Annotated in this window: 29 protein-coding genes; 18 read left to right on the forward strand and 11 right to left on the reverse strand. The window is 46.6% G+C overall.

The window, feature by feature from the left end:
• The 11 genes from sctE to sctW form a co-directional block, all read right to left on the reverse strand.
• Entirely contained in the window at nucleotides 1–1176 is a 1176-nt protein-coding gene (gene sctE, locus SLS51_RS01220; RefSeq protein WP_323834745.1) for a type III secretion system translocon subunit SseC family protein, read from the reverse strand.
• The gene (locus tag SLS51_RS01225) at nucleotides 1160–1666 is read right to left on the reverse strand and encodes a SycD/LcrH family type III secretion system chaperone (RefSeq protein WP_323834747.1); all 507 of its coding nucleotides are present in this window, start codon (nucleotides 1664–1666) and stop codon (nucleotides 1160–1162) included. Before SLS51_RS01225 ends, sctE begins: the two co-directional genes overlap by 17 nt.
• A 9-nt stretch (nucleotides 1667–1675) precedes the next feature.
• The gene (locus SLS51_RS01230; protein WP_323834749.1) at nucleotides 1676–2602 is read right to left on the reverse strand and encodes a virulence-associated V antigen; all 927 of its coding nucleotides are present in this window, start codon (nucleotides 2600–2602) and stop codon (nucleotides 1676–1678) included.
• 11 nt (nucleotides 2603–2613) lie between these two features.
• Nucleotides 2614–2898, reverse strand: coding sequence for an LcrG family type III secretion system chaperone (locus SLS51_RS01235; RefSeq protein WP_323834751.1), 285 nt, complete (start codon nucleotides 2896–2898; stop codon nucleotides 2614–2616).
• A 165-nt stretch (nucleotides 2899–3063) separates the two neighbouring features.
• A complete protein-coding gene (locus SLS51_RS01240) occupies nucleotides 3064–3498 on the reverse strand; it encodes an LcrR family type III secretion system chaperone (protein WP_323834753.1) in 435 nt (144 codons plus the stop codon).
• A complete protein-coding gene (gene sctV / locus SLS51_RS01245; RefSeq protein WP_323834755.1) occupies nucleotides 3495–5612 on the reverse strand; it encodes a type III secretion system export apparatus subunit SctV in 2118 nt (705 codons plus the stop codon). The genes SLS51_RS01240 and sctV overlap by 4 nt, the downstream gene beginning before the upstream one ends.
• The gene (sctY, locus tag SLS51_RS01250; RefSeq protein ID WP_323834757.1) at nucleotides 5609–5938 is read right to left on the reverse strand and encodes a type III secretion system chaperone SctY; all 330 of its coding nucleotides are present in this window, start codon (nucleotides 5936–5938) and stop codon (nucleotides 5609–5611) included. The genes sctV and sctY overlap by 4 nt, the downstream gene beginning before the upstream one ends.
• 2 nt (nucleotides 5939–5940) lie before the next feature.
• On the reverse strand, nucleotides 5941–6306 hold the full coding sequence (gene sctX, locus SLS51_RS01255; protein ID WP_323834759.1) for a YscX family type III secretion system protein SctX: 366 nt from the start codon (nucleotides 6304–6306) through the stop codon (nucleotides 5941–5943).
• The gene (sycN, locus tag SLS51_RS01260; protein ID WP_323834761.1) at nucleotides 6303–6674 is read right to left on the reverse strand and encodes a type III secretion chaperone SycN; all 372 of its coding nucleotides are present in this window, start codon (nucleotides 6672–6674) and stop codon (nucleotides 6303–6305) included. The genes sctX and sycN overlap by 4 nt, the downstream gene beginning before the upstream one ends.
• Nucleotides 6671–6958, reverse strand: coding sequence for a TyeA family type III secretion system gatekeeper subunit (locus SLS51_RS01265; RefSeq protein ID WP_323834763.1), 288 nt, complete (start codon nucleotides 6956–6958; stop codon nucleotides 6671–6673). The genes sycN and SLS51_RS01265 overlap by 4 nt, the downstream gene beginning before the upstream one ends.
• Nucleotides 6939–7811: a type III secretion system gatekeeper subunit SctW gene (gene sctW / locus SLS51_RS01270; protein WP_323834765.1), complete on the reverse strand. Its 873-nt coding sequence runs from the start codon at nucleotides 7809–7811 to the stop codon at nucleotides 6939–6941. Before sctW ends, SLS51_RS01265 begins: the two co-directional genes overlap by 20 nt.
• Nucleotides 7812–8116: 305 nt before the next feature.
• Here sctW and sctN point away from each other — a divergent pair, with 305 nt between their 5' ends.
• The 18 genes from sctN to sctI all read left to right on the forward strand — a co-directional run bounded on the left by sctN (nucleotide 8117) and on the right by sctI (nucleotide 22882).
• Nucleotides 8117–9439: a type III secretion system ATPase SctN gene (sctN, locus tag SLS51_RS01275; RefSeq protein WP_323834767.1), complete on the forward strand. Its 1323-nt coding sequence runs from the start codon at nucleotides 8117–8119 to the stop codon at nucleotides 9437–9439.
• The gene (locus tag SLS51_RS01280; protein WP_323834769.1) at nucleotides 9439–9900 is read left to right on the forward strand and encodes a type III secretion protein; all 462 of its coding nucleotides are present in this window, start codon (nucleotides 9439–9441) and stop codon (nucleotides 9898–9900) included. The genes sctN and SLS51_RS01280 overlap by 1 nt, the downstream gene beginning before the upstream one ends.
• Before the next feature lie 11 nt (nucleotides 9901–9911).
• Complete coding sequence (locus SLS51_RS01285) at nucleotides 9912–11090, forward strand: type III secretion system needle length determinant (protein ID WP_323834771.1); 1179 nt, start codon at nucleotides 9912–9914, stop codon at nucleotides 11088–11090.
• Nucleotides 11087–12016, forward strand: coding sequence for a type III secretion system cytoplasmic ring protein SctQ (sctQ, locus tag SLS51_RS01290; RefSeq protein WP_323834773.1), 930 nt, complete (start codon nucleotides 11087–11089; stop codon nucleotides 12014–12016). The genes SLS51_RS01285 and sctQ overlap by 4 nt, the downstream gene beginning before the upstream one ends.
• Nucleotides 12013–12666: a type III secretion system export apparatus subunit SctR gene (sctR, locus tag SLS51_RS01295; RefSeq protein ID WP_323834775.1), complete on the forward strand. Its 654-nt coding sequence runs from the start codon at nucleotides 12013–12015 to the stop codon at nucleotides 12664–12666. The genes sctQ and sctR overlap by 4 nt, the downstream gene beginning before the upstream one ends.
• A 2-nt stretch (nucleotides 12667–12668) precedes the next feature.
• Nucleotides 12669–12935 (forward strand): type III secretion system export apparatus subunit SctS, encoded by a 267-nt coding sequence (gene sctS / locus SLS51_RS01300; protein ID WP_011147913.1) that lies wholly within the window; start codon nucleotides 12669–12671, stop codon nucleotides 12933–12935.
• A complete protein-coding gene (gene sctT, locus SLS51_RS01305; RefSeq protein WP_323834780.1) occupies nucleotides 12932–13720 on the forward strand; it encodes a type III secretion system export apparatus subunit SctT in 789 nt (262 codons plus the stop codon). The genes sctS and sctT overlap by 4 nt, the downstream gene beginning before the upstream one ends.
• A complete protein-coding gene (gene sctU, locus SLS51_RS01310; RefSeq protein ID WP_323834782.1) occupies nucleotides 13717–14772 on the forward strand; it encodes a type III secretion system export apparatus subunit SctU in 1056 nt (351 codons plus the stop codon). The genes sctT and sctU overlap by 4 nt, the downstream gene beginning before the upstream one ends.
• 1012 nt (nucleotides 14773–15784) lie before the next feature.
• A complete protein-coding gene (locus SLS51_RS01315; RefSeq protein ID WP_369293928.1) occupies nucleotides 15785–16603 on the forward strand; it encodes a helix-turn-helix transcriptional regulator in 819 nt (272 codons plus the stop codon).
• A gap of 114 nt (nucleotides 16604–16717) precedes the next feature.
• Nucleotides 16718–17551, forward strand: coding sequence for a T3SS regulon anti-activator ExsD domain-containing protein (locus SLS51_RS01320; RefSeq protein WP_323834784.1), 834 nt, complete (start codon nucleotides 16718–16720; stop codon nucleotides 17549–17551).
• A gap of 14 nt (nucleotides 17552–17565) precedes the next feature.
• Complete coding sequence (locus SLS51_RS01325; protein ID WP_323834787.1) at nucleotides 17566–17988, forward strand: YscB family type III secretion system chaperone; 423 nt, start codon at nucleotides 17566–17568, stop codon at nucleotides 17986–17988.
• A complete protein-coding gene (gene sctC / locus SLS51_RS01330) occupies nucleotides 17976–19829 on the forward strand; it encodes a type III secretion system outer membrane ring subunit SctC (RefSeq protein ID WP_323834788.1) in 1854 nt (617 codons plus the stop codon). Before SLS51_RS01325 ends, sctC begins: the two co-directional genes overlap by 13 nt.
• Complete coding sequence (gene sctD / locus SLS51_RS01335) at nucleotides 19826–21097, forward strand: type III secretion system inner membrane ring subunit SctD (protein ID WP_323834790.1); 1272 nt, start codon at nucleotides 19826–19828, stop codon at nucleotides 21095–21097. The genes sctC and sctD overlap by 4 nt, the downstream gene beginning before the upstream one ends.
• Nucleotides 21094–21315, forward strand: coding sequence for an EscE/YscE/SsaE family type III secretion system needle protein co-chaperone (locus SLS51_RS01340; protein ID WP_323834792.1), 222 nt, complete (start codon nucleotides 21094–21096; stop codon nucleotides 21313–21315). Before sctD ends, SLS51_RS01340 begins: the two co-directional genes overlap by 4 nt.
• Nucleotides 21299–21553, forward strand: coding sequence for a type III secretion system needle filament subunit SctF (gene sctF / locus SLS51_RS01345; protein WP_323834794.1), 255 nt, complete (start codon nucleotides 21299–21301; stop codon nucleotides 21551–21553). The genes SLS51_RS01340 and sctF overlap by 17 nt, the downstream gene beginning before the upstream one ends.
• Nucleotides 21554–21555: 2 nt before the next feature.
• On the forward strand, nucleotides 21556–21909 hold the full coding sequence (locus tag SLS51_RS01350; RefSeq protein ID WP_323834796.1) for a YscG family type III secretion system chaperone: 354 nt from the start codon (nucleotides 21556–21558) through the stop codon (nucleotides 21907–21909).
• A complete protein-coding gene (locus tag SLS51_RS01355) occupies nucleotides 21902–22468 on the forward strand; it encodes a YopR family T3SS polymerization control protein (RefSeq protein ID WP_323834798.1) in 567 nt (188 codons plus the stop codon). The genes SLS51_RS01350 and SLS51_RS01355 overlap by 8 nt, the downstream gene beginning before the upstream one ends.
• Nucleotides 22469–22543: 75 nt before the next feature.
• On the forward strand, nucleotides 22544–22882 hold the full coding sequence (gene sctI / locus SLS51_RS01360) for a type III secretion system inner rod subunit SctI (RefSeq protein WP_323834799.1): 339 nt from the start codon (nucleotides 22544–22546) through the stop codon (nucleotides 22880–22882).
• Nucleotides 22883–22887: the final 5 nt, after the last annotated feature.

The following is a 22887-nucleotide window of genomic DNA, read 5'->3' on the forward strand; positions in this document are numbered from 1 at the left end:
CTAAATTTCCTGTGGGCGGCGGGCAAGGTTATTTATCATGTCTCCCCTGGCATTGAGCATCTGGAAAATCATTTCCATCACATGTTGGAAAGACTCTACCATTTGGGACAACTCCTCTTTGAGCCTGTCCATAACAGCCTGAAATGCGGTCAATTCGCTCCGTGAGAGCTGTACATCAGCTTGTCGGTTAGCCGCTTTACTCTGGAAGGCCGCATTGGTAGTTTGAGCAGCGCCATTAGTAACATCAACCCCCAAATCACTCACCTGCATACCCACTTTCAAGCCCCGAGCCGTGGTATTTGCTGCTGTACCCGCAGCTTTTGCAGAAAATTCCGCTGCCTTTACTGCCATCTTAGCTGTCATCTCAGCCACTTTACTGCCCATTTTCGCGCCCATTTTCGCTATCAAACCGGCGGCCGAACCACCAAAACTGACCGCCGCCGCTGCCACCGCCATCGTAATCTCAATCGCGGTTATGACCGGCCCTAGCCATTTCATGGTTTCCTTACTGATTAAACCATCTTGAGCTGCTTGTTGTAGCCCCTGAGAGACTACACCCATCACTCCTCCGGCTATCAGTAAAGCGCCTGCTACCGCACCAACACCGGTAGCAACCATAATTGCTCCGATCACAATTGAAGCAATTGCACTGATCCAGCCAAAGATCTTAGAAAACAATCCAGATTTCTGCGCCTCTTTAGCAGAATTTTCAGCTTCTTTAATCTTCTGCTGGTTCTCATCCATTTTCTGCAAGCTTTGTTGACGTGCTCGCTGGATATCTTGGATTTTGAGATTCGTCTGATTACGATCAAGCTCGCTGGTCAGTTTGCCCAGTTCAATCTCTATTGCCTCAGATGAGGACAATACCAGAGAGGACAACAACGAAGATTCTGTCAGCTTTGCTGTCAGAACCTTTATCTGCCCTGTAGCCTGCTTAGCCTCTTGCATAACCGATTTAAGCCTTGCCATTTCTTCTCGGTCAGCGTGAGTATTCACCACCGCCAATGGCGCTGGCAATGGTACTCCTCGTGACCTAGCATCAGAAGACAGCAAGTTACCCGCCTGGCTAGGCGTAACGTGCTCCTCGCTTTTAGGAGGTATAGTTGCGAGGATTTCATCAACCTGAAAACTGTTGACCCTCGGTTGAGGAACTTTAGATTCACTGATTTGAACCATTTTCCTGAGTCCTTTTTATTGTGATAGCTTCTAACATTGCACTAGAACTGGCAGCCAAAGCGGCCTGTTCCGGCAAAGCTGCCGCAAGTTGTTGAGCCGAGTAGAAGCCACTCTCAGCCCCCTCAAGTTCTCCTAATTGCAAGAGACATTCGGCAGCATGAAATGGAAAACGGGGCTCATTAATATCAAGCATCGCTCCGTAGCTATAGCTTTGAACTGCCTGCTCCAGTTGACCCATTGCCTGACGGCATGCCCCCAATCCAAGGAAGAATCGGGCATCATAGTGATCTAACATACACAAAGCCTGGAATATCTTATGTGCATCCTGCCATTTGCCTGACTGATACTGGTTGAACGCTAATGAGTAAAGTTGCTCTAACGTATCACTAGAAATATCCTTCAACATGGCAAGAGTGCCACCATCATGAAGAAAAGATTCCAGCTCTTGTGCATATTGGTCAGAAGTGGTTGATGTTTCTTGATGCTCCATAATCATTCCTTAAATTGCGCCGAGAATATTGCGTATAATGCTGTCATATTTTTGAATAAAACGGTTTAACGCCTCGATAGCCGCGTTATAACGGGAACTAGCCTCATTTAAGCGTGTTGTTTTTTCCTGGACAGTATTGTTTAGTGGACTTACACGATCGTTAACCGAAGTCGAAAAGTTGGCTAGGCGATTATTTTCCTTATCATATTTATATGAATTCTCCAGACCTGCCATAGCCCCACTCTGCTTATTAGGACTTTCCAAAAATGTCTTAATAGAGATATGGAGGATTTTAGGGTCAGAAGATATCTTCCTTAGCAGTTTATATTCAGCACTTTTCTCAAAAGTGGGCTGATCGCTAAAACCATACTTCTTATGGTCCAGCAAATTGAAAGAGTTATCATTAATCTTAAGCTCCCCATTAGCCGCTAATTTCGCATTAATCTCCGATTGAATAACACTGTAAATTTTTAACTCTGCGGTCAATGCAGCCAGTTCATCACGCAACTCAAGTCGTTTTTTATCATGACCTGACATAACAGAAACAAAAATATCGATGACATCATCATCAAGACGATCCGGTGTTAAATTAAAATGAACCGCAGCCAAAAAATCTCTTAATGTCCAGTCAGTTTTTAATGTCGGGCTATTCAAGAAAGATTTAAGATTCTTGATTCCATTCTTTATTTGGCTATCGAAATGACCATCTTTGACAACAGCATCCGCTGGCAGAAAATAGGCAATCAGTTTTTTCAGGAGTTCTTTATCGTTAGTGATAACAACAGAACCAGATTCAATCTTGATCTTCTTCTCAAGAATAAGCTCAACCAATCCATCAAGCTCCGAAGATCCAGAACCTTGTAATTGATTTAGTGAAACCTTTTCTAGATCTGCCAAGAAAAGCTGTGTGTCTTTTTGATATGACCGAATTTCCACCTTCAAACTCCTTATACAATAATGCCACGCATACGAGGTGGGCGACGAAGACGCTTTCCCTCTTCCAAAGAGGGTGGTTGGTTGCTTCGTAAGCGATTAACTTCTGTCAACAACTCTTGCTCAGCATTCTGAACCAAAGTAACGTCAGTATGAGTATGACCAAACAGTTCTGTACCCACACTTGGGTTGATGCCAAGAGACTGCCACATCTCCTGCAATAGTTGCAGTCTGTGATCACTGTTCTTAATGGCTGCCTCAGCAGCTTGCAGTACCTTGGCATTAGGCTTCTCTTGCATCAGTGACTCCTATACCCGTTATCTTTCAAGTTGCCTCTTTGTTGGCTGCACTCACTCACCCCGGTCACATCGTTCTCTATGCTCCCAGGGATTCGCTCCCTTGCCGTCGCGATCCATCTTGAAATCCATAGGGTATATAATAAAGAGAGATATTGATTCTTCCTGTCAACGTTGGACTTTTTTTTGTTGTTTTCTCATTTGATGTAGCGATATAACGCAACTGGCTTCTAACTCGAACCAGCCAGGCGCAATCTCACTTGCGCCTGTCCAGCGATGGTAAAACCGGGCCAAACGTTCATCATTAAGGGGAGAGTCAACCAAAGTATTAACTTGACCATAAAGCCGGCTACCCGGCCCAAACACGGCCATCGTTGCTGTTGCCAACAGATAAAGAGGCGCAAATGGATTAGCAAGCCCTCGACGCTGCCGGGTACGGCGTAACATCACGATCCAAACTCGCGGTGCATCATAACGCCAGGCAATTTCACAGCCTTCATACCACACACGCCAGCCAAGAGGGATTGGGCTATTCCCCATACAGTGAGGCTGTACTGAATAACCTTGCTCCTCAAACCAAGGGGTAAGCGGATCACGGTTCATAGACACACCCGACCAAGCGGTTGGATGTTGATCTGTTGAGTCAACTCTTGATACGAAAGCACTGGCAAGCCGTGGTGATCACCTTCAATTAACTTACGGACATAGCGACGAATATCCATTGATACGATCAACACTGGCTTATTCTGCATTTGCGTTAAATCACCCACTGTTTTCTTCATCTGTTCGAGGAAACTTTGCGTCACTGCCGGGTCCAGCGCCAGATAGCTACCTGCGCTCGTTTGGCGAATACCCCCTCGAATCTGCTCCTCTACCTGCTGATCCAACAGATAAGCGGGCAAGATATTGTTGCCATTAGCATACTTGTAACAGATGTAACGCTTGAGACTACTGCGAATATATTCCGTTAATTGCACCACATCTTTTTCTTTCTGCCCCCACACCACCATAGCTTCGAGAATCGTACGTGTATTACGAATAGAGATGTCCTCGCCTACCAATCGTTGCAATATCTCAGTCATCCGCTGCAATGGGATTATGCGCATAGCCTCCTTGACCAATTCCCCATAACTGCCTTCCATCTGTTCCAGAAGATAACGGGTTTCCTGCACGCCAATAAAATCTTCGGCATACTCCCGCAACACATGTGACAAATGCCAAGTGATCACCTGAGACATGGATAAAGCCGCCAGCCCGGATTTCACCAAACGTTCCTGATGTGCTTCCGCTACCCACAAGGTAGGCTGGTTAGGTAATAGCGGTTCCCCTTCTTCATAAGGGATAGCCAGTAATTCCAACTGACTGACCGGTTCCTGCACCAGTAAATGCGCTGAACGCAGCCGACCACGGGCAACGGGCACCTCTTGTAGCTGGATCAGGTATTCCCCTTTCTTCATCCCTTCATTAAAGCGTAAATGGATACCCGGAAATGGTACGCCCAAATCCAAATAGAGGGCGCGTCGTACCCGTATTAATTCATCATTCAGTGAAATAGCTTCCAGCTCAGCCTGTAATCCCGCATCCACATCAATAAGTAAAGGAACCGTCATAGCAAATTCCTCTTTCTCACTCAGCTTTCCAGCTTTGGCCTTACTGCCGCTCTTGGCTTTAGGTTTGGCCGCCGGTGCGCCTGCCCCTTGGGCTAACAGGCTAGGAAGATCCGCTTGTTGGCTGGCGTTGGCTTGGCGCTGACGCTGGAACAGCAAATAGCCGCCACCCGCTACCACCAGTGCAAGCATAAAGAAAGTTAATGTAGGGAATCCGGGAATAAGGCCAAATACCACCAATAAAACACCGCCAATTAATAGTGCCTTTGGTTGAGCAACGACCTGATCACCAATCTCACTACCTAGATCAGAGGCGTCTTCCGACGAAACTCGGGTAACAATGATGCCTGCCGTAATCGCAATCAACAGGGCAGGAACCTGAGAGACCATACCATCACCAACGGTCAAAATGGCGTAGAGCTGCAATGCATCGGACGCTGACATCCCTTTTTGGGTGACGCCTATGGTTATCCCGCCCAAAATGTTGACAAAGATGATGAGGAGACTCGCAATCGCATCACCCTTAACAAATTTCATCGCACCATCCATCGAACCAAACATCTGGCTCTCTTTTTCGATAATGCTACGCCTCTCCCTGGCTTCATGGACGTCAATAACACCAGCACGCATATCTCCGTCGATACTCATCTGCTTACCCGGCATAGCATCAAGGGAAAAACGAGCACTAACCTCAGCTACGCGCTCCGAACCTTTGGTTATGACGATAAATTGTACAATAGTGATGATCAGAAAGATCACTATCCCGACGATCAGGTTGCCACCGACAACGAAATTACCAAAGGTGTAGACTATTTTACCGGCATCTGCTTGCAGGAGGATCATTCGGGTGGTACTAACGGAAAGCGCCAAACGAAATAGCGTGGTCACCAGCAAGACCGCAGGAAAAGCGGAAAACTGTAAAGGGGAATTGATATAGACCGCCATCATCATGAGCACAACAGAGATGGTCATATTAATGGCGATCAAAATGTCAAGCAGGATAGGCGGAAGCGGCAAAACCATCATGAAGACCACGGCTAGCAACAATATTGCCAACATGATGTCTTTACGCTCGCCAATCAGACGCAATAACTCAAACCCACGGTTCATAATAGGGTCCCTTGATCGAGATAACGCTGATAAGCACTGAGTGCTTCTTCCAGGTTCCCTTCCTGTTGACAAGCACGGCTAACACAGAGCCAGAGGGCGGCGCTTTGTTCACCCTGCTCTTGTAAGAGAGTACAATGTTCTTTTGCCATGTTCCCCTCTTGCAGTTTAAGTAATGAAACTACCAAGGCACGGCGCCCTTCCTGATGTTCAGGATGCAAAGCCAGTAATGCATCCAATAAAATACGAGCTCGGTCAGGATGACCGTATTGAAGTTGAAGCCAGCCGAGCAGCAACAGAGCGCTCTGCTGTTTAGCACTGAGAGTCATGGTCATACCTTGTGCAACAGGTGCAGAGCCATCTGCAACAACTGTTCATCTTGATTCATCTTTTCCAACAGGGAGACAGCATGCTGTACCCTGATGTCATTACCTTGTTGCAAAATTGTACGCAGACCACTAACCGCCTGACGAAAATCATGTGGACGCAACAGAGCGTGAAACCCATCTTGCGGGCAGGCAAAAGCCAACAAAGCCTGATCAGCCTTGTTGGCCGGATAAAGACGGGCGGCGTGAGTCTCAACGGATTGACCATCGGGCAATAACGCGTAGCGATCGGGTAAACTAACCTCTATCTCTTCCCGACTGATCGCCGTTAGTTGCTCAATTCCTATATGGGCGGCAGCGATTTTGCTCACGAAGCGAGCACCTCACGCTGTACTCTTAGCAAAGAGCGAAATGCCTGATGCAGCAAAGGCAACGTTATATGTCGTTCATCTAATGTCACAAACAATAACAGACGATCTTCTCCCAGCCAGCCACAACGTAAGGGCAGTTCGGGCCCCTGACCACTGAAAGTGAGTAGCATCGCTTTAACCATGACTTCTTTTCCCTGATGCCAGGGAATTTCACGGCCCAGCCAAAGTGTTAATGCGCCACCATAGCGCTCAATTTGCAACGTACCAGAATACTCAAAATCGATTTGGATCAAGGGGCTAGAAGCATCAGACATCTCCATACCCAAATCCTGACAAAACTGGAGCAACTGTGGCTCTATCCAGTTCATGATGCTCCCTCTCCCGACCACAATTCGTCTTCTTCTCTCTCAATTGCTGCATCCAGCGCCAGTTGACACGCATTAAGCAGATTTTGGCGCTGCTCTTCATCACTGAACACTTCCACCGGAATCAAGCGAATTAATCGCTTCAACTCCCGGTAGAAATGAATTTGAGTTTGGCTATCCTGCAATCCCAAAGCATGACCGAGCATTTCAACATCCCGCACATTGGCCCAACGTTTCTCAACCAGAGAAACGACATCCCCCATAAGGTCAGAAGGCCCGTATGCCATGACTTTCCCCCTCTACCACGCTTTTCCATAACTGCTCAACCTGAACCGATAAACTGTTAAGCAAACGGAGTTTATGCATGTCACTCATCACACGTTCCAACTTAATAGGATCAAGTTGCCGCTGTTGGCTGTCCAGATCAGCACTCAACGCTTTCATGATGAATCCTGTTACTTCCATCAGGGAACTACTCTTGAAATTGGATTGAATATCCCGCCAGGCAGCCGACAACCCTTGATAATCCATCACGGCATCACGATAGATATTGCGCAACGCTTGCAAGTTGCCAACCCCATTTCTAGCTGCTGCCGTGGCATCAGGCGTAATGCGTGCTCCCAACTCGATAGCAATTCCCTGCTCTTGCGCTAAACGTGATAATTCCTGTTCAACCAATGTCAATATGGCATGTGCCTCTGGCCTGCCTGCCAGCGCATCACGGGCCTGACTTAGCGCATAAAATTGCTCACTCACCTCTCCAGAGAAACTTTCCAGATAAGCCTGTAGTTGAGCAATATTAGTCAACTGAGCACTATTTAAGTGAGAGATCAATGCCTTAACTTTTTGTTGACGCTCTAAATCTGGCACCTTCTGCAAATATTCACCCACCAGAGCCTCAATTTCTCGCACCCTGGCATGTCCATCGCTAACTTTACGTTTGGAGAGTGGCATATCCTTGCGTTCCGAAAATGCAAAAGTCATCTCTTCGGCCGCATCAGCAAAAGACTGAGATGCTGATACCAGCACGACTTTCTCTCCCTGAAACTGACCTACCTTAGCCTGTTCCTGTTGCGCGGTAACCCCGGCACCCAGTTCTGATAAAGTCTTCGAATGAAGATGATTCTGGATAATATCCATAGTCTACCTTGTCATATCAGAGTTAATAATGAACAAATTATAAAGATACCGCCCCAACGCCTATGCCAAAATCAGTCGTGAATTTTTAGCAAAACCCGCCGTAACTCAAGGAAGAGTTCCATTGCTCTGATATAAGACTCATAAAACATGAGCAACACGCTGTGAATAAAATAGGAAATCTTACCGATAAAGCAGAGAACAGCCAGGTAAACTCCAACCATTTTCTAAAAACTCCCGACTCAGGTTGCAATCCCTTCCACCTCCCCTTCTTTATAGTATTCGTAGCAGAGGTTATATAAACGATCATGAAGCTTTCCCTTGACCATATTCCCGGCAAAATGCGCCACGCCATTAATGAATGCCGGTTAATTCAAATTCGCGGCAGGGTTACTCAGGTCACGGGTACACTGCTTAAAGCCGTTATTCCTGGTGTACGGATAGGTGAGCTTTGTCACTTACGCAATCCTGACAACACACTGTCGCTTTTGGCGGAGGTGATTGGATTCCAACAACATCAAGCCTTGTTAACACCTCTTGGCGAGATGTTTGGTATCTCTTCAAATACTGAAGTGAGCCCAACCGGAGCCATGCACCAAGTTGGCGTGGGTGATTATCTGTTAGGACAAGTCCTTGATGGGCTAGGTAATCCATTTTCCGGCGGCCAATTGCCGGAACCACAAGCTTGGTATCCAGTTTATCGGGATGCGCCAGCGCCTATGAGTCGTAAACGGATTGAACACCCGCTTTCACTCGGCGTACGCGCTATTGATGGCTTACTCACTTGCGGTGAAGGTCAACGTATGGGGATTTTTGCCGCGGCTGGTGGCGGAAAAAGTACCCTGCTATCTACGTTGATTCGTAGCGCCGAAGTTGATGTTACCGTGCTGGCGCTCATCGGTGAACGTGGCCGTGAAGTACGAGAATTTATCGAATCGGATCTCGGTGAAGAGGGACTAAAACGTTCCGTGCTGGTGGTAGCGACCTCAGATCGCCCGGCAATGGAGCGAGCTAAAGCAGGGTTTGTCGCCACATCAATCGCTGAATATTTTCGTGATCAAGGCAAACGTGTACTCCTGCTGATGGATTCAGTGACCCGTTTCGCCCGAGCACAGCGAGAAATAGGTTTAGCTGCCGGCGAGCCGCCAACCCGACGTGGTTATCCCCCATCAGTGTTTGCCGCTTTGCCACGGCTAATGGAACGTGCTGGTCAATCCGACAAAGGTTCGATTACCGCCCTCTATACCGTTTTGGTGGAAGGCGATGACATGACAGAGCCTGTGGCAGACGAGACCCGCTCTATCCTTGATGGTCACATTATTTTGTCACGCAAACTGGCGGCGGCTAACCACTATCCAGCTATCGATGTGTTACGTTCCGCCAGCAGGGTGATGAATCAAATTATCACTCCTGAACATCAGGCTCAGGCTGGCCTGTTGCGCAAATGGCTAGCTAAATATGAAGAAGTTGAGCTTTTGTTGCAAATTGGAGAGTACCAAAAAGGGCAAGATCCCGTTGCTGACAATGCCATTGCGCACATTGAAGCAATACGTAGCTGGTTATGCCAAGGTACCCATGAGCCAAGTGATTTACCGCAAACCTTAGCTCAATTACAGCAGATAACAAAATAATGATTAGCCGTTTACAACGCATAAAAGCCTTGCGAGTCGAACGCGCTGAAAAACATTTTTCCTTGCAACAAACGAAACTGCAAACGGCCCGTCAACACCATCAGCAGGCTTTGCAAACCTTGCAAGATTACTGCCAATGGCGAATAGAAGAAGAACGACGGCTTTTTGAATTGTGTCAGGGCCAACCTATTGACCGCAAAGGCCTTGAACGCTGGCAACAGCAAGTTGCCCTGTTACGCGAAAATGAAGCGCAACTGGAAAAGCAAGTGGCTGAAATGACCGAAAAAGTGGAGCTGGAACTCCGTCAATTAAAAGAGTGTCAACGTGTTCTGCATCACGCACGCCAACAGCAAGAAAAATTTAATGAATTAGGTCGTCAGCAACAAGAGGCGATCCGAGCCCAAGGTGAATACCAGGAAGAGCTGGAACAAGAAGAGTTCCATCGCCAGGAAAGAGTGTAAAACAGAAGAGTATGAACCCACTGACAGCTATCGGCAAAAAAGATCTCTCCTCCCTCCCAACGTCGTCTCCCGCAGAGGCAGACGCAGATTTGCAACGCCGTTTCGAGCAAGCTATCACCTCTCATGCCGCCAACACGCGCCAGTCAACCACACGGCGGACAGAACAACCGTTAACCAATAGGACGGCAAACAATGAACCAGCGGATCAACATGCCACACATGACTCAGATGAAGAGCTTCCACTATTCGACTCTCTCCAACCGGCAATTGATGATCCGCGCAAGCAAGCCTTACCATTGACAGGCCATGACATGCCTGCACCACGTCAAAATCAGAAAAAAAATTTAGCGGCCTCCGTTCATCGCCTTAGTGAGATCGCTAACGAGATAAAGGAATCTCTGTCAGCACCCGGAGTCCCAACACGTCAGTCAAACCTGAATGCCTTGTCTGATTCTGACCTAAAGCCGGTTGATATCACGGTAACTTCTAATCCTGACACAACAATGATGCCTGTTCAGCAAGATGTAAACGATGAACTGGCATATCATGCAATGATGCAGACAACACCTGGCCGATCCCCATCTCAGCCAGACACACAACACGGGGCCATTCCTCACCAACAAACAGACCCAACTTTACCTATACCTGCCCGCAATGCCAACGAAATCACCACCGCGGAAGGAAAAACAGTGGATGAAATCGAAACATCCCATTTGTTGGTATTAAAGCCAAAAGAGTCCGATTCTCAATCCTCTTATTCTGGTGGATCAGACGGGAAAACACCTTTTTTCCCACAAACACAACTCCTGCCGGGAGAGCGTATCCTCGCCACGATGCAAGCAACTTCAACCATATCTCCTCTTTTGGAAGTGTTGATTGACAAACTGAGTGTGGAGATCAGTATCGAACTAACCCAACAGCAGCGTCCGGCGATATTACATCTGACACTTCCTAGCTTGGGAGCACTTGAGATCCAACTCACCAGCGAGCATGGCAAACTTCAAATAGAGATTTTAGCGAATCCGGCAGCTCAACAACTCCTGAAACAGGCACGCTTTGAATTGATTGAACGTCTACAACTTCTTTATCCAACACAAACTGTTGAACTCTCCCTTCCGTCTCAAACGGATAGTGAACATGGATCACGTCAACGTCGCAGCGTATATGAAGAATGGAAAAAAGATGCATGAATAGCCTGACCTTATCCAAAGTTTCATTGGAAGAATTAACGCTGCATCAGATCCTGAGTCGCCACCAGCAACAATTTAGTTGGGATAATAGCCATCTCACCCTAGATGTGATCTCCCCTCCCCAAACGTTAGACAAAGTACTGATTGCCCATTGGCAGGGACAAACTTTTTCCTTTTACTGCCATGCAGCCGAGCTAGCGCTGTGGCTCGCACCTGATCTACAACAAGCGGACCTCACATCACTCCCTCAAGATCTGCTGTTGGCACTACTGGAATATCAGAGCAAAGTGCTACCCACTCTGTCATGGTCAGCACTGAGTACCACGTCAGAACGCCCTTTATCAGCTTGCTTACGACTACGCCTTGAACGGCCAGGGGCCACATTGCCGCTCTGGTTACCAGAGCCATCCCCCTTAATTGCCATATTGCCAGAACGTCAACTTGGAGAATGCCTGCCTATTCCACTACGACTTTCTCTGCAATGGGGAGCAATAATCCTGACTTTAGATGTGTTTCGTACTCTGGAATCAGGGGATGTGCTGCTACTGCCCCCACAGCAACAACCAGATGACCCTTTATTAGCGTATCTGGAAGGACGCCCTTGGGCCTACTTTAAATCCCATGACCATAAATTGGAGTTAATCACTATGCACACCCCCTCTCCTGACAGTTCTGACAACATTCTGCCAGTAACAGACCTAAACGATCTGGAGGTTCATGTCAGTTTCGAAGTGGGCCGTCAGACCTTGGACCTACAGACACTCACCAGCCTGCAACCCGGCTCATTACTCGATCTTGGTGTTCCTTCAGACGGTGCTGTCCGTATTCTTGTCAATCAAAAATGCTTGGGTTCAGGGCGGTTGGTGGATATTGAGGGACGTCTGGGAGTAAGAGTCGAACATCTCTCCGTGGAGAAACAATCATGATCCAACTACCGGACGAATTAGATCTTATCATCGGTCTGGCTTTGCTAGCTCTGCTGCCCTTTATTGCCGTGATGGCAACCTCTTTTCTCAAACTGGCTGTGGTATTTTCCTTACTGCGTAACGCGTTGGGCGTACAGCAGATCCCACCCAACATGGCTATGTACGGATTGGCAATTATCCTCACTATCTATGTGATGGCTCCGGTGGGTTTCGCCACTCAAGATTACCTGCGTCAAAATGAAGTTTCATTCAGCAATGCGCAATCAGTAGATAACTTTGTGGAAGAGGGCCTGACACCTTACCGGAATTTTCTCAAACAACATATTAAACCCAGTGAACGCACTTTCTTTATCGATAGTACCCGACAAATTTGGCCAAGCCAGTATGCAGATCGGCTAGAACCAGACAGCCTATTGATACTGTTACCTGCCTTTACCGTCAGTGAATTAACCCGGGCTTTTGAAATTGGGTTTCTTCTTTATCTACCATTTATTGCAATCGATCTCATTATTTCTAACATTCTGCTGGCAATGGGGATGATGATGGTTTCTCCAATGACTATCTCACTTCCTTTCAAATTACTGTTATTTGTCCTGCTTGATGGCTGGACACGCCTGACACATGGCCTTGTTATCAGTTATGGAGATTGAATATGAGTAATGCTGATATTTTACATTTCACTAGCCAATCTCTCTGGTTAGTGTTAATCCTTTCCCTGCCACCGGTACTCATGGCTGCGGCAGTAGGAACATTGGTCTCGTTGATCCAAGCACTTACCCAAATACAAGAACAAACATTGGGTTTTGTTATCAAATTAATTGCAGTCATTATCACCCTGTTCGCTACAGCTACCTGGCTTGGCAATGAACTCTACAGCTTCGCCAATATGACCTTTCTTAAGGTGCCACAGATCAAATGACCCTACCAGAGCTCCAGCAGCAAATGCTTGCTTATACCCTGTTGTTACCACGCATCATGAGTTGCTTTGTGATATTTCCTGTGCTCAGCAAACAGATGCTAGGTGGTGGGTTAATCCGCAACAGCGTGGCCTGCTCACTGGCCCTTTATGCTTATCCAACAGTAGCAGGTAGTCAGTTGCCGACATTAGGTAGCCTAGAATTGACGCTGTTGCTCGGTAAAGAAGTCCTGCTTGGTTTGCTCATTGGCTTTATCGCTTCTATTCCATTTTGGGCGATGGAAGCCACCGGTTTTATTATAGATAACCAACGGGGAGCAACAATGGCTTCAGTGATCAACCCTGCCTTGGGAAGCCAGACCTCCCCAACAGGTCTATTATTGACTCAAACGCTGATCACACTCTTTTTTTCCGGCGGCGCTTTTCTTAGCCTGCTTGGTGCCCTATTTCAGAGTTATAACAGTTGGCCGGTAACGCAGTTTTTCCCCAAAATTACCAACCAGTGGCTCCACTTTTTCTATGGTCAGTTTAGCTATCTACTACAACTCTGCGCTTTAATGGCAGCGCCTTTGCTAATCGCCATGTTTCTGGCAGAATTCGGGCTGGCACTGATTAGCCGTTTCGCTCCTTCTCTCAACGTTTTCGTATTAGCAATGCCGATCAAAAGCGCAATTGCCAGTCTGTTACTGGTTATCTATATCCAGTTATTGATGCATCATGCCTATGATAAGGTGCTGTTAATTCTCTCTCCAGTACGCATGTTAATCCCTATCCTGGAGGCATCATGAGCGGAGAAAAAACTGAAAAACCTACCCCAAAGAAACTCAGAGATGCTCGGAAGAAAGGCCAAGTAACCAAAAGTAACGAAGTGGTATCCAGTTCCTTGATCCTGGGGCTGGTCGGCATGATGATGGTCATGTCTGAATACTATTTGGAGCATCTGAGTAAACTGATGCTGATCCCGGCTAATCTGCTAGAGAAACCCTTTCCCCAAGCCTTCAACCATGTGGTTGAAAACTTGATGCAAGAGCTGGTCTACCTCTGCCTGCCAATTCTAAGCGTTTCCGCTTTGCTATCGCTGGTATCACACTTCGCTCAATACGGTTTTCTACTTAGTGGACACTCCATCAAACCTGATATTAAAAAGATCAACCCTGTTGAAGGTGCTAAGAGAATCTTCTCCATCAAGAGTCTGGTGGAATTCATCAAATCGATACTTAAAGTAGGGCTGCTCTGTACCTTGGTCTGGGTGACTCTGGCAGGCAATCTACAAGCATTACTGCGCCTGCCAGAGTGTGGGGAAAAATGCATTATTCCTGTACTCGGAATAATGTTAACTCAGCTAATGACCGTATGCGGTATCGGGCTTATCGTGATTTCTATTGCCGATTATGCCTTTGAACACTACCAACATATTAAACAGCTTAGAATGAGCAAAGACGAAATCAAACGAGAGTATAAAGAGAGTGAAGGTAGCCCAGAGATCAAAAGCAAACGACGCCAATTTCACCAAGAATTACAATCAAGCAATATGCGCGCTAGCGTCAAGAATTCATCAGTTATCGTCGCCAACCCAACTCACATTGCAGTAGGTATCCGTTATAAGAAAGGAGAGACACCGTTACCCCTTATTACACTCAAGTTCACCAATGCGCAGGCCCTACAAGTTCGGCGTATTGCCGAAGAGGAAGGTATTCCGGTGTTACAGCGTATTCCTCTGGCCCGAGCACTTTATCAAGATGGCCTGATAGACCAATATATTCCTGCTGATCTTATCCAAGCTACCGCAGAAGTTTTGCGCTGGCTAGAACAGTGGCAAGATCGCCCGCCGGAGCCGTAATCTGTCCTCAAACAGCACTTTTTGACAGTCAAACTGCATATATGAACTGAGCATTGGCATTTAACATTCTTTGCCAATGCTCAATTGCAAATGAAATACAATTTATATTTGTTTCTTAAGCTTTACGATTTAATCACATAATAACAACAAATTTAATATAAATAAAAATTACTGCTAATAACCTAACATTGCTTAAACAATATTATAATAAACAATCCAATTCAGTTGGGTAGATTTTATGTTTTTATCGATTGATCAAATAGCTGAAACTAGATTGAATTTATTATTAAGTGATTTATATTACACGTAGCTATTTGGATTTCACTTTGCGCTGACTTCTACACCAGTTAATTCGTTAATATTACTCTAGCTATCATTCATTACAATTACTAACGTATTATGAATCACTAATAGATTGCCTGAATAAAAGGAGATAACTATCAATATCAGTCAAGACAAAAGACTCGGTTTATAGCTTTTATAACTATTTTATAACTATTTTATAACTATTTTATAACTATTTTATAACTATTTTATAACTAAGAGCCTATCTCAATAGGCGTAATTGTTGCAGGCCATTCTTATCAATGAACAGTGAACACGGACAGCGCGGAAAAACCGGAGCGTACACGTAGTACGTGAGGATTTTGAGCACTGCCCAGGTTCGCTCTTTATGGCAAAGAAGGGCAAATAAAATAGCCCTATTGGGATAGGCAGTAAGGGTGCAAAATTTATAGGCAACCGTTATCGTGCAAAAAACTGATCTCTTTTCACTCTTCGTTTATAAAACGTTTATAAAACGTGAGAATAATACAGTATTCGGACCAAAGAACATTATAGGCCCACTAGCAAAAATCATTTTAATTAAAAGATGCTATAGTTAACCATCAGGTTAAATACGTAAAATTATTCTTCACTGTCTATTCCAGGCAGCGAGACCAAAAAAATATCTATTAATAATAATGTGATTTGTATTTTTAAGACATAACACCAACAGATCCAGGACAATAGAATGAATGGCATCACAACATCAGGGAAGGGAATGGATATCTCGCTACTCCAGCGTAGCATGCCTGCCTTTAACGTTATAGAGCACCCTCAAGAAGGGATATATATCCTGCTCGAAGGTGAAATGACATGGCAGGACAGTACCAATACCTACGATATCTCCCACAACGAGCTGCTTTTTGTTCGCCGTGGCAGTTATGCAGCAAAAACGCGTAGCGATACTTGCAAACTACTCTGGTTGCCTCTGAGTACGGCTTTCCTCCACGGGTTTCTGCAACGCTTTGGTACTCTGCTCAGTGAAGTCGAGCGGCACAACATGTCAACACCCGAATTAATTGCATTTACCTCATCCCCTCTGTTATCTCAAAGTATAAATGGGCTGGTCGATCTATTGGCTCATGATTACCCCACAGCGTTGGGTCAACTCAGAACAGAAGAGTTGTTATTGTTATTAGCATTTGGAGAACAAGGTACTTTGCTCATGTCAGTATTACGACAATTGAGCAATCGCCAAGTGGAACGTTTACAGAGTTTTATGGAAAATCACTACCTTAAGGAGTGGAAACTCAGTGAATTCGCTAAAGAATTTGGTATGGGATTAACCACCTTCAAGGAGCTGTTCCGTTCGGTATATGGAATATCACCACGCGCTTGGATCAGTGAACGCCGTATTCTTTATGCGCATCAGCTACTACTCAATAGCGAGATGAGTATTGTTGATATCTCGATGGAAGCAGGATTTTCCAGCCAATCCTACTTTACTCAAAGCTATCGGAGACGCTTTAATTGCACGCCCAGTCGAGCCAGATATGGCAAAGAGTAACGATTGGCTAAAATAATCTGACGTTTTTTACAAGTTAACCGTTGGCCTGACAGATAAAATAGGGCCATCCCTAATTTAATCGACAAGAGTGACTAGCAGCAAGATGAGCATAGCATGAGCCAGCAACACCATAATCAGACTCGAACCAGCATGTTTCTCGGCCGCAAGATCTCTGTCACGCAGTCGGGAATTCCACGCCGGGATCAATTACTCGGAAAATCATCGGCTATTCAGTATCAGAATAGAGACATTATCAATAGCCAACAGTTTATTTTATTACAACGCTTGTTACCCAGACACCAACTGGAAAGCTTGATGAAATCCGTCTGGTTTCGTAGACGGTTAAACTGCGGGCAAGCTTTGCGGCGTGATGACCTACAACAGCTTATTAGAGCGGTGGCAGAACCGGAATGTGACTGGAATAAGGTACTGGGTGACCGCATAAACCTAGCTGACAGACATCTTTTACAGCACTGGGTATTACAGCCGCTATTTGACTGGTGGCTCCGTTTGTTGGAGCCAGAGATAGACTGCTGGTTCACTGAATTTGATCAGTTACAGATCCAAGAACGGCAACTGCATGCCAAAGCGCATTTTTGGCAGCAAGCCGAAAGCGTCTCGTCTCAATGCCGGGAACAACAACATCAAGAGGTTATATCTTTGCAAGCAGCGCTTAAGCAACGCAAGCAACTATTAGAAAAGCGGCTGTTGACAACGGAAACCCAAGCTCGCGAAGCATGGCCCAACTGGTTTACCGGGCTAGATGCACTCCAGACTGGCGGCAACCTAACCGCTTTTATGCCGGTTCCCGAAGCACTGTCATCCTGTTGGGCATGGTTGACTACTTTAGAGCATAACATCGAGGCGGCTATTCACTTGCAAAAATGGCTTTGCGCCCGTTTTCTGTGCCTGCCACAGGACAATTTTTACTGGCAATCGACGACCTAATTATTAGAGGAAACATGCAAACTCTACTCAATCATTTGGCCAATCGCTTAGGCCAGAAGCCTTTTGTTTCCGATAGACAAGGGCATTACCATTTGCACATTGATAACTACAACCTGTTTTTTCGCCAACAGGGAACTGAACTTGTGTTATCCAGCCCGCTAAGCTGGCGCCATAATCCAAAAGATCCATCAGGCGCTGAATTATTGAAAACACTATTGCAACAAGTTACACGCTGGGGACGCCATGCTCCCCATGCATTGACCTTAGATGAATCAGAGAATCTTATTTTGGAAGCACGCCTTGACCTTGATAGTTTGGATGTTCAAATACTGGAACAAATGCTAACTCTGCACGTCGATCTACTGGAACAAGTCATGGCTTTATTGTCGGAAACCCAATCTGCCCCTCAATGGAAACAGGCAATATGGCAACCATGAAACCATTCCAAAGGCTATGCCGTTCCCTACTATTGTCGTTGAGTATCAGCGGTGTGATGCTTCCCTCTGCTTATAGCCAAGATCTGGATTGGTTTCCTGCGCCTTATAGCTATCTGGCAAAAGGAGAAAGCTTGCGGGATGTACTGGTTAATTTCGGTGCCAACTATGAAGCATCAGTGGTTGTCAGCGACAAGGTAACCGATCAAGTTAACGGCCATTTCGAGCAGGACACTCCTCAGGAATTCCTGCAACATTTATCCTCTCTCTATAATCTGGTCTGGTACTACGACGGGAGTGTGCTGTATGTATTCAAAAACAATGAAATACAATCGCGCCTGCTTAAACTTGAACGAACCAACGCAACGGAGTTACAGCAAGCCCTAAAACGTTCCGGTATTTGGGAGTCACGCTTTGGCTGGCGTCCTGATCCAAGCAACCAACTGGTTTACGTATCAGGCCCTCCTCGTTATCTTGAACTGGTTGATCAGACTACATCCGCACTGGAACAGCAGTCATTGCTGCGTAGCGAAAAAACGGGTGCCTTGACAGTGGAAATTTTCCCGCTCAAATACGCCTCAGTGGTCGATCGCAAGATCCAGTATCGTGATACCAGTATTGAAGCGCCGGGCATAGCCACCATTCTCTCCCGCCTGCTCGGTGATACCAATGTAACCGCTGTTACTGGTAAAGCATCATCTTCTTCTATGGGAGAAAGCTACTCAAGCCGTGCAGTCGTACAAGCAGAACCCTCCCTAAATGCCATCATTGTACGGGATAACCCGGAAAGGATGTCCATGTACGCCCATTTGATCAACGCACTGGATAAACCCTCCGCCCGAATTGAAGTTGCCCTTTCCATCGTCGACATTGACGCAAACAACCTTTCAGAACTGGGAGTTGACTGGCAAGTCGGCATCAACACCGGGCCTCGCCATATCATTGATATCACAACGTCTGCCAGGGAAAAAACAGAGATCAAAGAAAAAGGTGAAAGCATCGGTTCAGCCGCATTAGGTAGCCTGGTTGATCGCCGTGGTCTGGATTACCTGCTCGCCAAAATAACCTTGCTAGAAAGTAAAGGAAGCGCTCAGGTGATTTCTCGCCCAACGCTTTTAACGCAGGAGAATACGCAAGCCGTCATTGACAACAATGAAACCTACTACGTGAAAGTGAATGGTGAACGGGTTGCCGAACTTAAAAGCCTGACCTATGGCACTATGCTACGCATGATCCCCAGAGTCATCCAAGTAGGCGATTCTCCTGAAATCAGTTTAGACTTGCATATTGAGGATGGTAACCAGAAACCTAATAGCTCAGGACAGGATGGCATCCCGACCATCAGCCGAACCGTCGTCGATACCGTTGCCAGAGTTGGACATGGGCAAAGTCTGCTGATTGGTGGCATCTACCGCGACGAAATGAGTCAAATAACACGCAAGGTGCCATTTTTAGGCGATATCCCCTATCTGGGTGTCTTGTTTCGCAATACCAGTGAGCAAGTTCGGCGATCAGTACGGTTATTCATTATTGAGCCACGTCTGATTGATAGTGGGATAGCCCATTATCTGGCTCTTGGTAACGGACAAGATCTACGCCCTGGATTACTGGCAACACAGGATATCTCTAATCAGAGCTTATCGTTGGGCAAAGTTCTAGGGAGTGCACAATGCCAACCATTATCCTCAGCTCGTCAAATACAAGAAACACTACGACAAGCAGGTAAAAGCTCATTTTTAGACTCATGCCGAATGGGTAACACTTACGGATGGCGAGTCATTGAACAGCAATGTTCACTGAAGGAAACCTGGTGTGTTCGTGTACAAAATAAGGCGAATAGATGAGTTGGAAAATTCGCTTTTACCGCGGACTGAATAAAAGTATTGAGGTCAATTTAGCTGAGGGGCGTTTAGCCATCGGCTCAGACCCCCTACAGGCAGATATCGTTCTGGTGGATGAAGATGTTGCTCCTGTGCACCTGATCTTAGAAGTCGAACCAGACTCAATTCGCCTGTTGGAATGGGCCGGGGAAGTCGCACCAAGCCAGAATGGCGAACCGCTGTCACCGGGTGCGACATTGCAAGCGCTGGCCCGTCAGGAGGCGGGGCCGTTATTGTGGGCTTTTTGTGACCAGCAACATGCATTCCCAAACCAACTCGCTGAACCGACGGTCACGCCATATCAGCGCCCTGCCCGCCAAAATCGTAGCTGGGTAGCTGGCGGGATGTTGATACTTTGTCTGGTGCTAGCTCTTGGTCTTCTGGCGCTACTTGGACATGAAGGATGGCAAAGAAACCACATGTCCAATGGCATAGCCGAGCAAGAACTACGCCGTTTTCTCAGCAGTGATTCAGCCTATCGCCAGGTGAGCGTACAAATGATGCCCAATCACGGGCCGCCGTTGCTCAAAGGTTATGTCGCTCTCAACCACCAACGGCTGGCCCTGCAACAGTATCTCGATACCCACTCTCTCAGTTATCGGCTGGAGTTACGTACTATGGAAGAGTTACGTCAGGGGGTAGATTTCATTTTACAAAAATTAGGTTATGCCCAGCTCCAAAGTAGCGATGGTAAACAACCCGGTTGGATTCGCCTTATAGGCGAAGTCACTGATACCAGCCAGCAATGGAACGATATCGAGTCACTACTCAAACGTGATGTTCCAGGCTTACTGGGCATAGAAAACAAGACGAAGTTCACGGGTAGCCATATCAAGCGACTGGATATGTTATTAGTTAAACATGATTTACCTGACACGCTGACCTACAAGGATAAAAACGATCGTATCGAGTTCACGGGTCAACTGGATGAACACCAAACGCATAACTTCTACCGCTTACAGCAGGTATTTAAGCAAGAGTTCGGCAACCAGCCGGCTCTGGTATTACTGAATAATAAGCAGCTCACCCGCAATGATGAGCTCAATTTCGACGTCCGGGCCGTTTCTCTCGGGCGTGTGCCCTATGTGGTACTCAAAAACAACCTGCGTTACCCGGTTGGAGCAACCACAGAAAACGGTTTAATAATCGAGGCCATCCGTCAAGATGCGATTGTTATTACCAAGGGTAAGCAACAATTTATCGTCAAACTTAACAGGAGCCCAGCTTCATGATGACATCCCTGGAAGCACGACTGTTTGGTGCTGATCCCACTTATGTCAACGAAATACAACATCGCCTTTCTCAGGCGCTGAACGATATCCAACAACGCCTGAGATGTGGCGGTTCGGTGCAAGAATACCAACAATGGCAACTGGAGGCTGATGCCATCCAAGCTGCAATCACAATACTTAACACAACAGAAGGAGACCATCATGGCCCAAATTTTTAGTTCCGCAACAACAGTCAATACCCTCGATAAGGTTGCTGACCAGTTGAAGACACAAGCTAACACAGCCAACAAAGATGTTGATGAAGCAATCGCCGAACTCAACAAGGGTGCCGACAACCCCGCTCTGCTAGCTGATTTACAACACAAGATTAACAAATGGTCGGTCATCTACAACATTAACTCTACTGTCACCCGGTCCATGAAAGACCTGATGCAGGGAATATTACAGAAGATCTAATCATGACACGTTCACTCAAAGGGCTACTGGCAGATATTGCTCTGGTTGGAAGCGGCCATCACTGCCATGACGAAGCCAATATTATTGCCGACTGGCTGATGTCAGGCGAAGAAGAGCAAGAAGCAGCAAACCTGATTCGGCTCTCTTCTCTAACGAACCAAGGCAAATATCAACAGGCTCTGGATTTTGGTCGGGACCTTCCTTGGCCAAGTTTAGAACCTTGGTTAGCGTTGTGTGAGTGGCGTCTGGGGCTGGCATCAGCTCTGGAGCAGAGACTGACGCGAATGGCTGGCAGTAGCGATCCACAATTGCTCTCCTTCGTTGACGGCATGCGGGAACAACTGGCTCATGAATAGGATTGAAGGGCCATCCTATAACACCGTGTCGCAACCAACGGTACAGCCTTCGGTCAGTTCCAAGCACCAGCACAGCTTTGAGCAAGCACTGGAAACCACGCCCAATCAGCAAATATTGAAAGAGCGCCAACAACGCTGGCTTCAAGGAGAACCGCTGGAAAACGTTTTAGGCGACTTCGATCCAGCGACACAACGCAAAGTGATATGGCAGTGGTATCAAGCTTCATCGCCTGATAAACAGCCCGCTCAACGTGCTCAGTTAGAAGACAAGCTGATCGCTCCGGTACAAGAGCGCCTATGGTCGCAGTTTGGTTGCTTGACAGGCAACATCAAACCACCACTGGATCTACCGGAACTTAGAAAAATTGTTCGTGAATTCGCCCCCATGGGTCGACAACAGGAGACGGTTTTCCTCAAGGTACTCGGCAAGATTGAAACTATTCCTGGCAATGAGTACCTGAGTGACCTTATCCGACAAGAGTTAAAAACGCTGATCCCCCGTAACGGTATGGTGGATAACCTGATACGAAACTCACACAAACCTGATCTGGAAGAATAATGGATCAGCCACAACAGCATGAAACAAGGATAGACAACCTAAATAAACTGCACACACCTCAAATTCGGAGGAACCATGGATCTACCACAGATAAGTGAGACACTGATCACCAGCCTGGATGAACTGAATACACATCAGGCCAGTGCCGAAAATATTGCGAGTTTTGAACACGCTATGTCCAATCAAGATCAGGGAATTGAAAGCAATCTGATCAATGAATTGGGTCAGCTCAAACAACAATTCACTCAGGCGAAACAGGAGCTGGAAACACAGTTAGCGGTCCCTGGTAGTGACCCTAACAGCCTGATGCAAATGCAGTGGTCTCTGATGCGAATCACCCTGCAAGAAGAGCTGATTGCCAAAACGGTAGGACGACTCAATCAAAACATTGAAACCCTAATGAAAGCCCAGTGAGGAGC

This window comes from Photorhabdus africana, assembly GCF_035181445.1.
GTDB classification, from domain to species: domain Bacteria; phylum Pseudomonadota; class Gammaproteobacteria; order Enterobacterales; family Enterobacteriaceae; genus Photorhabdus; species Photorhabdus laumondii.